The 16263-nt window shown below is 37.1% G+C and carries 13 protein-coding genes and 1 riboswitch; of the genes, 8 read left to right on the plus strand and 5 right to left on the minus strand.

Going from position 1 to position 16263, the window contains the following annotated elements:
- Nucleotides 1-11 precede the first annotated feature (11 nt).
- A complete protein-coding gene (locus AAOP42_RS14035) occupies nucleotides 12-1154 on the minus strand; it encodes an ABC transporter substrate-binding protein (protein WP_349529165.1) in 1143 nt (380 codons plus the stop codon).
- Nucleotides 1155-1286: 132 nt separating this feature from the next.
- Nucleotides 1287-1496, plus strand: a riboswitch (cobalamin riboswitch).
- Nucleotides 1497-1607: 111 nt separating this feature from the next.
- On the opposite strand from AAOP42_RS14035, the gene AAOP42_RS14040 reads away from it, so the two are divergent.
- From AAOP42_RS14040 to AAOP42_RS14060, 5 genes are read left to right on the plus strand one after another with little or no spacing between them, the layout of a single operon-like run.
- Entirely contained in the window at nucleotides 1608-3506 is a 1899-nt protein-coding gene (locus AAOP42_RS14040; RefSeq protein ID WP_349529166.1) for a TonB-dependent receptor plug domain-containing protein, read from the plus strand.
- 8 nt (nucleotides 3507-3514) lie between these two features.
- Nucleotides 3515-4195: a Dph6-related ATP pyrophosphatase gene (locus AAOP42_RS14045; RefSeq protein ID WP_349529167.1), complete on the plus strand. Its 681-nt coding sequence runs from the start codon at nucleotides 3515-3517 to the stop codon at nucleotides 4193-4195.
- 24 nt (nucleotides 4196-4219) lie between these two features.
- Nucleotides 4220-4396 carry a C1orf53 family protein gene (locus tag AAOP42_RS14050; RefSeq protein ID WP_349529168.1) on the plus strand — a complete coding sequence of 59 codons (177 nt, stop codon included), beginning with the start codon at nucleotides 4220-4222 and terminating at the stop codon, nucleotides 4394-4396.
- A 4-nt stretch (nucleotides 4397-4400) separates the two neighbouring features.
- Nucleotides 4401-5126, plus strand: a complete 726-nt coding sequence (locus AAOP42_RS14055) for a Dph6-related ATP pyrophosphatase (RefSeq protein WP_349529169.1) — start codon at nucleotides 4401-4403, stop codon at nucleotides 5124-5126.
- Nucleotides 5127-5181: 55 nt separating this feature from the next.
- Complete coding sequence (locus AAOP42_RS14060; RefSeq protein WP_349529170.1) at nucleotides 5182-6315, plus strand: ISAs1 family transposase; 1134 nt, start codon at nucleotides 5182-5184, stop codon at nucleotides 6313-6315.
- A 131-nt stretch (nucleotides 6316-6446) separates the two neighbouring features.
- On the opposite strand, the gene AAOP42_RS14065 is transcribed toward AAOP42_RS14060, so the two are convergent.
- A complete protein-coding gene (locus tag AAOP42_RS14065) occupies nucleotides 6447-7148 on the minus strand; it encodes a hypothetical protein (protein WP_349529171.1) in 702 nt (233 codons plus the stop codon).
- Between the two features lie 338 nt (nucleotides 7149-7486).
- A complete protein-coding gene (meaB, locus tag AAOP42_RS14070) occupies nucleotides 7487-8479 on the minus strand; it encodes a methylmalonyl Co-A mutase-associated GTPase MeaB (RefSeq protein WP_349529172.1) in 993 nt (330 codons plus the stop codon).
- Nucleotides 8480-8773: 294 nt separating this feature from the next.
- Here meaB and AAOP42_RS14075 point away from each other — a divergent pair, with 294 nt between their 5' ends.
- The 3 genes from AAOP42_RS14075 (at nucleotide 8774) to AAOP42_RS14085 (ending at nucleotide 11976) form a co-directional block, all read left to right on the plus strand.
- Nucleotides 8774-10015, plus strand: a complete 1242-nt coding sequence (locus tag AAOP42_RS14075) for a CHASE2 domain-containing protein (protein WP_349529173.1) — start codon at nucleotides 8774-8776, stop codon at nucleotides 10013-10015.
- Between the two features lie 31 nt (nucleotides 10016-10046).
- Entirely contained in the window at nucleotides 10047-10964 is a 918-nt protein-coding gene (locus AAOP42_RS14080) for a hypothetical protein (protein WP_349529174.1), read from the plus strand.
- A gap of 115 nt (nucleotides 10965-11079) precedes the next feature.
- On the plus strand, nucleotides 11080-11976 hold the full coding sequence (locus tag AAOP42_RS14085) for a gluconolaconase (RefSeq protein WP_349529175.1): 897 nt from the start codon (nucleotides 11080-11082) through the stop codon (nucleotides 11974-11976).
- Nucleotides 11977-12007: 31 nt separating this feature from the next.
- On the opposite strand, the gene AAOP42_RS14090 is transcribed toward AAOP42_RS14085, so the two are convergent.
- A complete protein-coding gene (locus tag AAOP42_RS14090; RefSeq protein ID WP_349529176.1) occupies nucleotides 12008-13414 on the minus strand; it encodes a sialate O-acetylesterase in 1407 nt (468 codons plus the stop codon).
- A 73-nt stretch (nucleotides 13415-13487) separates the two neighbouring features.
- The gene (locus AAOP42_RS14095) at nucleotides 13488-16088 is read right to left on the minus strand and encodes a carboxylesterase family protein (protein WP_349529177.1); all 2601 of its coding nucleotides are present in this window, start codon (nucleotides 16086-16088) and stop codon (nucleotides 13488-13490) included.
- Nucleotides 16089-16263 lie beyond the last annotated feature (175 nt).

The following is a 16263-nucleotide window of genomic DNA, read 5'->3' on the forward strand; positions in this document are numbered from 1 at the left end:
TTCCTTATTACCTACTGTAGTTGTTTGTAATAATACAGTTCATAATCCGGAAGCAATTCAGGATGAATCATTTTGATATGATCTGCTAAAACAATATCTACCTTCAAAACTCCTGATTCGAAGTAATCGTTCGCACCTGCCTCGTTCACACGATTTACATAAGAATATACTCTCCTGTTTTTAAAAGCCTTGAAGTCGGCATAACGGGGATCAGCTTCTTTCAATTGTGAAAGACTTTCAAAACCACCAACTCCAATCCATACATCAGTGGATTGAGCTTTTTCGTAAACAACTTCAAAATCAAGGTTCAACCAGCCCGTATTGTCATCGTTGTTCCATAAATATTCCCCACCAGCATCTGAAATAAGTAAAGCTCCATAATTCTTCGCAGCAGGCATAAACCACGAACCACCATATAAAGAACCACTAAAAACATTTACTTTATCCACATCATTAACAAGAGAGACCAAAGAATCATACTTATTTACCATTCTATCAAAATATGAGTTTGCTTCTTTTTCTTTATCAAAAAACACACTCATAAACTTAATCCATTCTGCCCTGCCCAAAGCTGAAGTCTCCAGATAATCTGCATTGATGACAACTGGAATACCCAGCTCTTTCAACTTATTCAACTGTCTGTTTTCTCTGCCAGTATTAAATGCCATGACCATATCCGGATCAATTGCTAAAACACCTTCTATATTCATTTTGGCTTCTATTCCAACATCCGTAATACTTCCATTCTTCACCCTTTCAATAATTTGAGGTGAATAAATATATTGAGTTTGAGGAAAACCCTTCAATCTATCTATCAATCCTAACTCTTCCAGAAGAACAATCTGTGAGGTAGAATTGCAAACCAGATTTTCAACAGGAATGATTATTTCTTGCCCCAGACTTTTGATAGAATCAATCACAGGAGTGTCTTTGTGCCTTAATACATATTTCAAAGAAGAGCTACTACCCTGCCATGGCGTATTCAAAGTAACCACTTTATATCCCTGATCATATTCTATATCAAAAGCACTGGCGTACTGCACAAAAACTTGTGCTCTTGTCTGTTTGTCCAAACTGCTTTGATCCTTCTGTTGTACATTTTCTTTTGTTCGATTACAGCCAATTATGATGACCAATATCAATAGTTTCTTCAAGCTTCAAGTATTAGGATTAAAAATTGTAAAGATGAAAAAGAAATTTCTAGAACAAAGACCGTTTTGGATATTTAGAAGCCATTTTTCACAAATACATACATTCTGCTTATTGAATATAATAAAAAATAAACTAACCTTGCAGTGATTATTGGTTCCCGATTATGTTTTTCATATCGGGATTAAAAGGGAATCCGGTGCTCAATAACATTGAAAGTCCGGAGCTGTCCCCGCAACTGTATTCCTTTTGAGGTTTCTGAAATACCACAGCCACTGCTCCTTTTGGGGTGGGAAGGCTTCAGAAATCAGGAAAGCCAGGAGACCTGCCAACAATTATTTAATCTGAGCTTTCGGGAGAAAAGTGATGAATACTCAGCTGCCAATCCATGGTAAAGGCGGCTATCTATTCTCATTCAACCTTAGCTCATAGTTGTTTAATATTTATTTAAAAATACTATGAGAGAATTACAAAAAATTCGAACCAAGACTTTGGCAATAGCCGGAGCAACACTTTTATGTTTTCACAACACTTTAGCACAAGAAAACAATCCTGACATTAAAGAACTGCCTCTTGATAGAGTGGTAGTGACGGGAACCAAATTTGATCTGCCAATAGAAAAATCAGGTAAATCGATCTACAAACTAACTAATGAGGATATAGAGAGAAACTCTGGAAAGAGTCTTTCTGAAGTGCTCAACGAAGTACCCGGAATCCAAATTGATGGCAATTTTGGAACACCTGGTACAAACCTGAGCTACTACCTGAGAGGTGGTCGTGATAAAAACACTTTGATACTGATCGATGGCGTTCCCCTCAATGACCCGTCTGGAATCAATGCAACCTACGACCTCCGGTACCTTCCGTTAAATCAAGTTGAGTCTATAGAAGTGCTTAAAGGTGGTTTGAGTACCCTTTACGGCACAGGAGCATCAGCCGGAGTAATCAATATAAAGTTAAAAGAAGCCACTCAAGAATCCTTATCAGGACAAATACGTGCAAGTGCCGGGTCTTACAGTACATACGGCACCAGTGGTAACTTGAACGGTACTACGGATAAGTTTTCCTATTTTGTTTATGGAAACTATCTTTCTTCAGGAGGTTTTTCAGCAGCTTCAGATGAAAATTCAAGTTCCAAATTTGCTAAGGATGGTTTCAAACAAAAAAATGCATTAGTCAAGCTTGGTTATAAGTTTTCGGATAGTTTCAATCTGGACTTTCTCACAGGATATGATGACATAGAAGCGGATTATGATAATGATGCCTTTACTGATGGCAACAACCAGCAACTTAATAATCAGGTACGGGTTGGTATTACACCATCATACAAATATGACAAGGGTAAAATTAGTTTAAAAGCTCTTATCAACCTGAACGATAAAGAATTCATTAGCGACTACCCAAGCCACGACAAAGGGAAAAACATTCAAACAGATCTTGTGCATGAACATCAAATCAATGACTATCTGAAAGGATTGTGGGGAGTAAACATTCAAAAAATGGCCTATAAAGTGGACGGGGCAAATGATTTTAGTGACAATAATTTTACCATTATAGATCCTTACGCTTCTTTGTTTTTCGAAAACAACACAGGGCTCAATGTACATGCGGGACTAAGACTCAATTCGCATAGTGTTTATGACAGCAAATTGTTGTACAACATCAATCCTTCCTATCTGATCGAAGCAACAGATGCCATGAAAATTAAAGTATTGGCATCAATTGGCACTTCTTATATCACCCCTTCCTTATACCAATTATACTCAGCTTATGGCAACAGCGAATTAACACCAGAAGAATCCCTTAATTATGAAGGTGGGGTGTCTTTGTATGTCAACAAAAACGTTGAATTTAATTTCACATACTTTAAAAGGGAAGAAACCAATCCCATTGGATGGGATTCCTCCAGAGGTGATTTCGGTGGATATGCCAATCTGGGAGAAGACAGAACGGTAAGTGGATATGAAACCAATATCAATTGGAATATAGTACCTAAATGGATGTTAGCGGTTAATTATACACACACAGAATCTGATCAGACATCAACTTTTTACCGCATACCAAAAGATAAATTTGGGTTCACATTGAATTTTGATGCTACTGACTATACCAACATTTCAGCAAAATACAACTATACAAGTTCCAGAACCGTTCAGGATTTTAGCACATGGCCAGCCACGGAAGTAGTACTTGACAGCTACTCCATTGTTGATATTTTAATCCAGCAAAAAACTTTGAATGATCGATTGAAGTTCTTTGGAGCAGTCAACAATATTTTAGATCATGATTTTATTGGAGTTTTAGGATTTACTACCAGAGGTAGAAATTTCAATATTGGGCTAACATATAACTTCTAAGTTCTACAATGTCTTTGTCACCATATCATACAGGTAAAAGATCCCTACTCTGTTCATGGAGCGGTGGCAAAGACAGTTGTTTTGCCCTGATGAAAATACTCGAAGGAGATTATCACCTTTCAGGACTGTTAAACATGACCAACGAGTCAGGAGAACGATCAAGATCGCACGGACTCAAACCTGAAATATTAGCAGCCCAAGCCAAATCGCTCAGAATCCCTATCAAATTCATGTCATCTAGCTGGCAAAATTATGAATCAAATTTCATTAACACCCTTAAAAATTTAAAATCGGAATTGACTATTACTGATGTTGTTTATGGCGATATAGATATTCTAAGCCATAAGAAATGGGAAGAAAAAGTTTCGTACGCAGCAGGGCTTCAGGCACACCTTCCTTTATGGCAAAGTGAAAGAACAAAACTGGTAGAACAAATGGTGGATTCAGGAATAAAAGCAATGATAGTTTCTTGTAATCAAACACTTGGAGCTACTTATTTGGGAAGAATCATTGACAAGGATGTAATTACTGAATTTAAAAAAATTGGCGTTGATCCATGTGGTGAAAATGGTGAATACCATACTCTTGTTTTGAACTGTCCAATATTTAAGCATGAAATTGAGGTAGTATCAGGCAATAATCTGGAATCCAGCAACTATCATTTTTTGGATTTGAGCTTAAAAGTTTAGACCGAAGAAAATATTCTGATTCAAATGAAAAGTCAAAAAAACAAAGACCTTACTCCCATTATAGAAGGTGATTATTATGTAGAAAACGGACTGTATATTTTTACAAAACAATACCATCTGAAAAGAGGGTACTGTTGTAAAAACAATTGCCGACATTGCCCTTATGGTTTCCAAAATAAAAAGGAAAATCAACATCTATAAAAATATGAGAGCAAAGAAAATTAGTGTTAGTTGGAGTGGTGGAAAAGATTCATCTTATATGCTTTGGTCTATTCTGTCGCAACCTGATTTCGATGTTGTTGAACTTCATACGGTGATAGATGCCAAGACTCAACGAGTAGGATTGCATGGAGTACACAAGGATTTAATTGTAGCACAGGCTCAATCTATAGGCTTGCCTATCCGTTTCATTTTTCTTGAATCCGGCAACACAAATGAAAAATACGAAGAGACAATAAAAAAGTACTATACTGATTTGAAAAAGAGAAATATTGATTGCGTGGCTTTTGGCGACATCTTTCTGGAAGATCTGAAAAAATATCGGGACAACTTACTCACAGGTTTCAATCTGGAAGGAATATACCCGCTGTGGGGAATGAATACAAAAGATCTTGCCAAACAGTTCATCAAAGAAAACTTCAAATCAATTATCTGTGCTGCTGATGCGGACAAGTTTCCATTTGAAATTGCAGGCAGACACTATTCAACCCAACTATTAAGCTCTTTCCCCGAATCTGTTGACCCTTGTGGGGAAAATGGTGAGTTCCATTCTTTTGTTTACAACGGATCTATATTTAACCATCCAATCTGTATCAAGAAGACAGGAATTATTGAAAAGTTCTATGAGTTTAAAGATTCAAGTGGCAAGATTCAAAAATCATACTTCCATTTTTGTGATTTACAACCAGGGATTCCGCTTTTAAATTTTTGAGTTAGCCAGAATTGCATTATTTTTATATCGTTGAATTTGGGTAGCGTCAAAAAAAGTGCGCACTTCAACAATACTTCAAAAAAAATTCCCAGCTTTCTCAAAATTTTTCTCAACTCTGACTGACCCTAGAAGGACACATAAAGGTAATTTTTTATATCCCTTTGAGGAAATCCTTTTCCTGACTCTCTCTGCGATAATTAGTGATGCCAAAAGCTGGGAGCAAATCCGTGTCTTTGCTGAAGACCAATTGGATTGGTTACGAAAATTTTACCCCTATGAAAGTGGTATTCCATCAGCCGATGTATTGGAGCGGTTATTTGCCCGTCTGGATACAGAAGCGTTCAATGAATGTTTCATTGGATGGGTTCATGAAAAGACGGGGCTCCTCAAGGGAGAGATCATCGCTTTTGACGGAAAAACAGCAAGAGGCTCTTCCTGTAAGTTCTCTGGAAGCCCCGCCCTGCATATGGTTTCGGCCTTTGCGGCCAACAATAGGGTCACATTAGGCCAGATGGCCGTAGATGAGAAGAGCAACGAAATCACTGCCATACCCAAGCTCTTAGACCTGTTGACAGTAAAAGACTGCATCGTTACTATAGATGCCATGGGATGCCAAAAGGAGATTGCCAGCAAAATACGTGAAAAGAAAGCCGATTACATCCTGCAGGTAAAGGGAAACCAAAAAACATTATTGGAAGAGGTCGAAAACGTGTTTGGTATTACCAAAATAGCCTCTGCTGACCACCATGAAGACTTTGGACATGGTCGTATTGAATCCCGTGCCTGTAGTGTGATAACTGATCTGACATTTCTAGATGAAAAAGCAAATTGGGAAGGTATCAAAAGCATTGTCAGGATAGAGCGAAAAACAATTCATAAACAAAACCTGAAGCAGAGTAGTCAGACATCCTTCTATATCAGTTCAGCTAAGTTTTCTGCCAGCAAGTTCAATCAGACCATCCGGGGACACTGGGCAATAGAGAACAACCTCCACTGGTCGTTGGATGTACTTTTCCAAGAAGACTCCTCGCTCAAAAAGAAAGGTAACTCCACTAAAAACTTCAACATAATGTCAAAAATGGCCCTCTGTATGATCGAAAATGAGCCTGCTCAAAAAATATCACGGATTGGAAAAATGAAAAAATGTGCCTACAACCAAGGTTTCAGGGAAAAAGTACTCAATTGTTAAAAGCGGAATCCCTGGATTTACAACTTACTATTTAAGAGGAAGGTCTTATCGTTTTTTCTTCACGGCAACAGTATAACCAAATCTACTTGATTCTGTCCTGAGAGATTAACAAGCATTACTCACCATCAAGATCACGCTACCTTTGTTATCTTCATCTCAGGTTTTTCTGTTCTCTTTAAAGTACGTACATAGCCTTTCCCTTCTATCATTGAAGCTGCCTCAGACAACAAGTCTTCTATCCTTTGTTGATTAGCACCATGGTTAAGTTTGTTAACTCTTCTTAATTTTGATGTTTTGTCAATGGGTTGTTCAGGTTGAACTTCTTCCGACAACCTTTCATTACCTATTTGTACAGAATGCATTTTATTCAATTTATTGGCTAAATAATTTTCAGCAATTTCATCTATTGGTTTTAGTGAAATTGTGATTAAAAATTTAATAGATAGTGCCAACCACCAAACACTATCAAAGTAGTGATCTATAAGCGGTTCCAAAATAAGCTCTGACAAAATAAAAAGGACAGTGGCTATGGCTAAAGTGATCATAGCGGCTTCTTTGCCAATCTTTGTTATGGCAAGTTCTTCCTTGGCTCTTTTTAGCTCTTTGTTTTGGTCTAATGTACCGTCATATTTGTCATTATTCTTTGATTTTGGATTTTTGCCGGCTCTCTTCTTTGATTTCCTATATGCTCTGATGTCAATAGGATCTATACTTTCAAAATTTGAGGCATTATTATTTTGTTCAAAAGCAGGTATCACCATACGCACCAAGTTGAAAAGGGAAAACATCCCCTTCTCTCTTTTTTGGTTCGCTATGTTAACTTCCTTCGACAATGATATTATTTTTAGTTTAAAATTATTTTATAGGTCAAATCTATGAATGTATAATAGTAGATTGTGATAATCAAGGTGAACTGACATCATAGAAAGTCAAAAATTAAATTAATGTAGACGAATGGTTTTCAGTATAATCAAAAGAAACAGAGATCATCAATAAAAAAGCAGGATCAAAACTTGTGTAAAATGGAGTAATCCACTCCATTTACTCAACAAATTGAGTGATATGGATGCAAGATATGAGAGAGCAATAAAGCAGTACTTACCGATTTATAAGACCAAACATCAATTGTGATCCATTTGGTCTGACAAGATTAGCGGGATAGCTAAGGTTGCTATCTCCTAGAAAAAATTTTATTGAATAAAATAGTTAATGCTTCCTTTGGATTCAAAACTTCAGAAGACACCTGATGTTCAAGTTGTTTCCTTAACTCTACGTACGCTTCATTTTCAAAAATCTTATTGACCAGCTCTTGAGAAATTTGCCCTCTAAACCAATCAACATTTTGAGCAATTCGAAGTTTCTTTAAATAACCATTTCCTTCTAACAACCTGTAATGATCAAGGATCATTTCCCAAACCTCTTTAATACCCGATTTATTAACTGATGAACAAGTTATAACTCTTGGTATCCAACCTGATTCTGACACAGAAAACAGATGCAAAGCACTTTGATAATTCAATTGCGCCTGATTAGAAGAATAAATATTATCTCCATCAGCCTTATTGATTACTATACCGTCAGCCATTTCCATTATTCCTTTTTTCATTCCCTGAAGATCATCACCTGCTCCAGGCAACATAAGCAACAAAAAGAAATCCACCATCCCTCTGACCAAGGTTTCCGACTGGCCTACCCCTACCGTCTCAACAATTATAACATCATATCCTGCCGCCTCGCAAAGAAGTATATTTTCACGTGTATGATCTGAAACACCCCCTAAAGTATTATTAGCAGGACTCGGACGTATAAATGCATTTTCGTTCCTACTCAGGTCATTCATTCTGGTTTTATCTCCCAAAATACTTCCGCCAGTCTTGCTACTCGTAGGATCAATAGCCAGCACTGCCACTTTATTTCCTTTTGATATCAAATAACCGCCAAAGGCTTCAATAAAAGTACTTTTCCCCACACCCGGCACTCCCGTTATTCCGATACGCTTCGAAATTCCGGATTTTCCTGAGATTCCATTCAATATTTTTATTGATAAGTCCACATCCTCCGGGAGGCTACTCTCTATTATTGTGATAGACTTACTCAATATAAATTTATCTCCTTTTAAAATACCCTTGATGTAATAATCAACGGACTGCCTGTTATTTTTCAATTTTATGATAATTTATAAATCCTGACTTGTATCACCCGCTCGCCATCTATATTAAAACAATGAGTTAATTGGCACACGAAAAAATCAATTCATTTTTACCTCCTGACCAAAATCTAATTATACATTGTCATTCAACAATATAATCTTTTCTTCAAAATTCATTAGTTTGTGGATGAATATCCTTAGTTCGTCGAGTATAAATTGTTTTATATCAATAATAAATTATATTTTACTAATTTTGATATCACTAAGGTTGTTCAAAAAACTTTAATCTAACAACCTAACAAACATACTATGTTTAAGAAATTTTGGCTTGATACTATTCTGGGAACAATATTTATATTGTTGTTAATGCTTGGTTTTTCCCGACTCACATACTTTAAGATTTTTGATGTTCTGGATCCTATTGGTGATGCTTTTGCCGATATGGAAACCACTGACATTGTATTTTCTCAAATTCGACAGGCACCAACTGCCGAAGAAGACATTGTATTAGTAAATATTGGTACAGAAAACAGGGCAGGAATTGCTTATATGATTAGTATTATAAACCAGTTTAACCCTAAAGTTGTAGGAGTAGATACTTTTTTCAAAAACCCTAAAGATTCCATCGGTGACCAGTTGCTGGAAGAAGCTTTTGCATCTGTTGAAAATCTCATATTGGTAAGTAAACTTGAGAATACGGATGAAGATGATCAATTCGATTCTTTAGGTCTTTCGCACTCCAGGTTCAATCAACATGCCCAAACTGCGTTCGCCAACTTCATTACTGGTGCATCTACACAAGAGGATTTAAAAAACTGTAGAACGTTTGCCCCAAGAGAAATGGTAAATGGAAAAATGGAATACGCTTTATCCGTAAAATTAGCAATGGAGTTTGCACCTGAAAAAGCAGAGAAGTTTTTAAAGCGTGGAAATGATGTTGAAATAATCAACTATAAAGGAAACGTATTTGATTATGGAGCTACCAAATTTGGCACTACTTATTTTGCTCTAGATGTTCAGGATGTTTACAACCAAAATTTTGTGCCTGACTTAATAGAAGGAAAAATAGTTATTTTTTGTTTCCTTGGAAATTACCTCGGCGACAGACAAGCCCTTGAAGATAAGTATTTCACTCCATTGAATGCTAAATACACAGGAAAGGCTCATGCAGACATGTTTGGCGGTGTGGTACATGCCAATGCACTCTCTATGATACTAAATGAGAATTACATCGACAGCATGAGTGACAACTGGTCATATTTTTGGGCATTCTTTTTGTTGTATCTAAATGTCACCGCCTTCTGTTACATCTATAAGGTAGTACCTAAGTGGTACGATGGGTTAACAAAATTGATTCAGCTTTTAGAAGCCCTGGCATTATTTTCAATGGTAGTTTATGTGTTCAACTTCTATGATTATAAGCTCGAATTCAACCTGGCGATTATAGCAATACTATTGAGCGGAGACCTCTTAGAGATATATTTTGGAGTTATCAAAAACCTTTTTACCAAAGAAGGTCGCAGAGAACTCACTAAACTGAAAAAATTGTAATTTTGTATATAAATATTTAACAAATAGGATCATGAAAAATTTATTGTTTACAGCAACTCTTCTTTTGTTTCTGACTTGCACAGCTCTTGGTCAGGGGTATATATTCAGAGTATTAGCAAACAAAGGTGCTAATCAAGTGAAAAGAGCTTCAAATGGAGAAACCAGTCTTCTGAAAACTGGTGCTACACTAAACAGTGGGGATGAGATCATTGCAGCAAATGGTGCCTATATCGGGCTTATGCACAAAACAGGAAAGACCATAGAAGTACGTACAGCAGGTACTACTAAAATAACAGACTTGGAAAAAAAATTAGCCTCTTCCAAAACTGATGTTGCCAACAGGTATGCTCAATTTGTAATGAACAAAATGAACGAAGATGATGAAGACATTAATAAAAATTACAGAAGAAACATGAAGGCAACCGGGGCGGTAGAAAGAGCCACCAACAATGCTTCCATAAAAGTAATGCTTCCTAGTTCTATTGATGTTTTAAATCCTAACACTATTGTAAGATGGTCTGGTGCAGAAGATGGTGCGAGTTATGTTGTTACTGTTAAAAACATCTTTGATGAGCAAATATTTAAAGCTGAAACACAAAAAACAAGTATTAAGCTAAACCTTGATGATGAAAATCTTTCAAGTGAAAGGCTTGTGATTTTCAATGTTCAGGTAAAAGGAAATGACGAATTGAAATCTTCTGATTATGGTATCAAAAGGATGTCTTCTGATGATGCAAAAGCCATCAATGACAATCTTGAAGTATTGAAAGCAGAAGTGTCAGATGACACTCCTCTTAATAAATTGATATATGCATCATTCTATGAAGAAAACAATCTGCTTTTAGATGCTTTGACCAAATATGAAGAAGCAATTGAACTTTCTCCCGAGGTAGAAGATTTCAAAACACTATATGATGATTTTCTAATCAAAAATGGCTTAAGTAACTAAGTCCTGAAAAACTCAAAATAATTTTAAAGAAGCTGTCTCAATATAAAACGAGACAGCTTCTTTTTTTGTGTACCTTTTCTTAAATTGATCAATCAAATCTAAAACTTTAAGAAAAATGAAACCTCTATCCTATTTAGTACTTCTAACCTTATGTACCTTAATCATAGGTTGTAAAACAGAAAAGAAAGATTCAAACAAAGAAGAAACCAGTTCTACAAAAGAAACAATCGAGAAAAAAAGCCTGACCAAAATATGGGAAACCGATACACTTCTAACTACTTGTGAATCCGTATTCTATGATAAATCAAACGACGTTCTCTATGTATCCAATATTGGAGGTGTACCACCTGATGCACAAGACAATGACGGATTCATATCCAAAGTATCTACCAGTGGTGAGATACTGGAATTGAGATGGGTAGAAAACATAGATGCTCCCAAAGGCATGGGTATGGTTGGTAGCAATCTATATGTAACCAATATAGATGAACTGGTAGCAATCGATACCAAATCCGGTTCAATAACAGATCGAATCCCAGTTGACGGAAGTGTATTCCTAAATGACATCACAACATCCAATGATGGCACTGTTTATTTATCAGACAGCAGAGGGAATAAAATCTTTACTTACAAAGACAATCTTATGTCTACATGGATGGAGCAGGATGATTTTGGCGGACCAAATGGACTACTAAGCCAGGGAGGAAAAATGATGGTAGCAGCCTTTGGAAGTGGAAATTTCATGAGTATAGATATAGCTTCTAAAGCCATTGATATCACCAGTACAGGGCTAAAAGGAGGTGATGGCCTGGTACCAGTTGGAAATGATTACATGGTTTCTAACTGGAATGGTGAAGTCTATTTTGTAAAAGCTGATGGAAGTAAATCAAAGCTACTGGACACAAAAACTGAAAAGTTAAACTCAGCTGATATTGAATTCATAGCAGCCAAAAACCTGCTATTAGTGCCTACTTTCTTTGGAAATACAGTAGCCGCTTACGAATTGAAGTAATTTGTGAGACAGTAACACAGACAATTGGGGTTTATTGATCCCAATTGTCTGTTCTAAAAGATGAAGCTGGTAAACCTTCTACATTGTAGAGGCTGCCAGTTGTACAGTTGTCAAAGGCATATCTTACAGATACTGGATTTTTTACCGCATCTGACCATACCGTTATGGTTTTGTTGCCATTGATTCTTGCCCTTGCAGGAAAAAAAGTTTTGTCCTCCCCTGCTATTTGAAACCCTGTTAGTTCATTACCAAATGAAGACAATCCATTAGGAGCATAATCGAATGTTAACACCATTCTCCCATCGTTGGCTTTTTCAGAGGATTTATATACCGGACCACTATAAGCAACTCCTCCAATATTGTAAGTTTTAGCCAAAGCCCAATAAACCAGCCTCTCACCAACCAATTTCTTTTCTCTGGGATGAATATAATCACAATCTCCAATATCCATAGTAACAGCCATCCCTGTATTAGATACGTTTTGCATAGCATACAATTGTGATTCGCGAATAAATGCAGAATTGACACCTCCATTATATCCATAAGGAGCAATTTGTACAAAATAGAATGGGAATTCCTGTTGCCATTTTTCTCTCCAAAGTCCTATCATTGCCGGAAATAACTTTTTGTATTCTTCGGATCGGTTGCGATTGGACTCACCCTGATACCAAATAACACCTTTTATATTGTATCCAACAAAAGGATTTATCATGGCATTGTACAGAAGTGTTGGAGATTGATTGACTCCTTTTTCCGGAATTTCATTTGGAACATTAAGGTTTTCAAATTCCTCAATTGTATTCTCATCTACCCAAGCCTCAGCCGTTGATCCTCCCCAGGAAGTCTCTATTAAGCCAATGGGAACATCAAGAATGTTTTCCAATTTTTTAGCAAAAAAATAAGCAGTTGCACTGAATTCACCAACAGAATTTGGCTCAGAAAGCAACCATTTACCTGGCACATCTTCTTCCGGTTTCAGGCTGGTAGTACGTTCTGTATTGAACAATCTGATCCTGTCATTGGTAGAATAAAGAATTTCCTCATTGCTCCCATTTATTGGTTGGTTTTTGTATCCTTTGAGGGGCATTTCCATATTCGACTGCCCCGAACAAATCCAAACCTCTCCAATCAAAACATTTTCAAGTGTAATCGTCTTGCTTCCTTTTATAGTAACTGTGTAGGGGCCTCCTGCTATTGGTGTCTTTAATTTCACCTTCCATTTCCCTTCTTTGTTGGTCTTAACTAATACGGTTTCACCCCAACTTCCTGATACTTCTACAGAAGCTTTTGGGTCATCATTTCCCCAAATGGCTACTTCTTCATCCTGCTGCAATACCATATTGCTGCTAAAAAAAGAAGGAGTACTGGTTTGTGCATAAATTACCTGTGTAACAAAAACCAGTAAAGATAAAAGCGACAGTTTTTTTAATAATTGCATGTTTTGTTGATTATATAACTTTACCTGCCAAATATATACAAACCTTAATAAAACCAGTCGGAGATATACTTAATCAATCCCTCCATATAAAATCCCCAGCCTCTACAGACCAGTTGTTTCCAAAGAAGCCACTACATTTTACGCCTGAAATACCGTTTTTCATCATCGTGTGGTCAAAAACAAAGACATCAGGAAAAGTAGTACCATTTACCAGATAGTCATTGGCATAAGCTCCTTTCATTCCCTTCTTTCCTGTAGCAGTTACTACACCTATACTAGCGATATTGCTGTCAGGTCTTGGGTAAATAAAATAGCTACCCCATTGATCTCCGGTCAATGTTTTATCTCCTATTATCATTTGATTGTTTGAGACTTGTATTGGAGAATTTTTCAACAATACATCCCAGGCTGCATTATTATCTTTATTGCCATAAAGAATGACATTCTGATCGACATAATTAGAAGTACGGAATTCAGTATCTTTCACTATTTCTACATTTCCATTCGCCCGATACCAAAACTTCTCAGCATCAAATAGTGTCCGATTGTAGTACCATTCATTTTCTTCCTTAGAGCCTTTGGACGCATACACAAAAACCATTTTATGTCTGAATGCATCTTTGAAACCACCATTTCTTTGTGGACTTTTCTCTTTAGAATAAGTGGCTTCCACGATATCCCAAAGCCCTTCTGTCTTTTTCAAATACACCGCATTGTCATCTTTAGAAACAATCACTTCCTGATCATCAATCAAGATGGTGTCGTTTGCTACAGCCATTTCTTTAAGATCAATTGCAAGACTTTCGGCATTCTCGGTACCCATTACAGCTTGGTCTTTCTTCCTTTCAAAAGTAAAGGAACTAATTTCAAAAGGTTTTTCTTGCTGCACAATAGTAACAAAATGAGAAGTGGCTGATACTCCGGGAGATGCCGTATGAAATTCTATTTTCTCAATATCTTGCGATTCTTTTATACTCCTGTCCTGGAAAAAATCAAAAATTGGTTTCCAATCTACACTATGATTTCCATACCAATGCGTTCCATTCGGATATTCATAATAAGCAAAATCCGCATGGTATTTCCCCAAACGCTCACGCATATCTCTCGCCAAAAAAGTAGGAACAACAGTGTCTTTTTCTCCATGCAACACATACACACCGTGGTGTAGATAGTTGCGTTTCAGCTTCAATGTACGGCTAGGGTTGCCTGCCCTCCTGATCATCGAATCTAATAACACTTCATTATTATTGTCAAAAGTGGGTCCTGCTGCCCTTTTCAGAAATTCTGCCTTGGTGGTACCAAACCTGACAAAATCTTCTTCAGGCCTGTCTCGCATTCTTCTCACAAAACTTTGTCTGTACTCTAATAAATCAGGATAACCCGCACAAGGAGCAATGGCTGCAAAACGATCGGGATAAGTTGCACCCAGATACCATGTACCATGACCTCCCATCGAATGACCAGTCAAATAAGTATGTTGTGGATCAGTTTTCAATAGCTTTTCTGAGTGTGACAACACTTCTAAAGCATCCAGCCTTCCCCAGTCTTCCCAGGCAAAGCCAAATGGCCTGCGGTTTGTTGGTGCAACCAAGTGCCCCCAATCTTTTTGCTGGTATGCATTAGCCTGATTGACTGCTTCTACAGAAGCACCATGCACTGACAAAAACATGGCTTGGTTTTCAGTGTCCTGATCCAGTGAAGGAGCTACACTATAGTATTGAACACTGCCATCAACATCACTGATAAAAGTATTCTTGTGGTGCTTGTATTTGGATTTGACAGCCAGTTGAATGGTGTCTGTATCAAGTACTCTGCCTGACTTGTCTTTTAAAGACACTACAGCTTGTACTTTGCCTTCACTTTGCAAATCCTTAGGTACTGGTATAGAAAATGGTATTTTCCGTACGTTTAGTGGCGATACCGCAGGTATTGGCGATTTAAGCTCTGAACCATTGATATTGCAAACGATGCTTCCACCTTTGAACCAGTTTTTATTGGTATTCATAACCCGAATAGCACCTAAAAGTGATTCGTTTTCTTCAACGAGCATATCAGGCAATGTCAAATCCCTTTTGGTAAAACCAACAGATTTGTTGGCTTTCAATAGCCTGGCACGCATTTTTGGAAACCGACCTCCAGACATTATAAATTCATTCTTACCCTTCTTCAATTGCAGGGGGATCAGGTTCCAACCAAAATCGTAATGATCTCCTTCATGAGGCATGCCATTGATCATGACCATAGTATGCCCAGAAGCCTCAAACAATACGGTTTGAGCTGATTTAGAATTGTATTCCAAATACAAATACCCCGAACGAAGGCTTCTGTCGTCAAAGTCATTCTTATCTCCTACTTCTATCTTCTCCCATTTCAACCCGTTCTCGGAAGCTTCCTCTATTCCTTCTGAAATACCACTCGACCCATCACTAAGAATCCGTGCAAAAAGTGGGTCACTAAGAACTGAATTGGAACTGAAACGGTCTCCATTTTTCTTTAGAACCAGTCCTTCTTTGAAAAGATGCAGGACTTCTCCTTCATTGATTTCTTCTACTTTTTCCTTTCCAAAATATTGAACAATGTTGCCCTGCTTATCCTGGGCATACAAGTATCCGGAAATAATAATAAGGAATGATAAAATTGCTATTCTTGTAAGAAAATGTTGGCTTTTTCGCATCTGCTGGCTTTTTAATTTAAAAAAAATCAATGTTGAACAAATTTCTGGCCAACGAAAAATTAATGCAATAAAAATCCTGAATTTTACATGACTGGTAAATGTGTGGTTTTCATGGGACACCTTTCTGATAGATCACTCTATTTTACATAACATCAATATTGAATATTATTTATCA

This window comes from Reichenbachiella sp. MALMAid0571, from assembly GCF_040151475.1.
Lineage (GTDB): Bacteria > Bacteroidota > Bacteroidia > Cytophagales > Cyclobacteriaceae > CAXBNB01.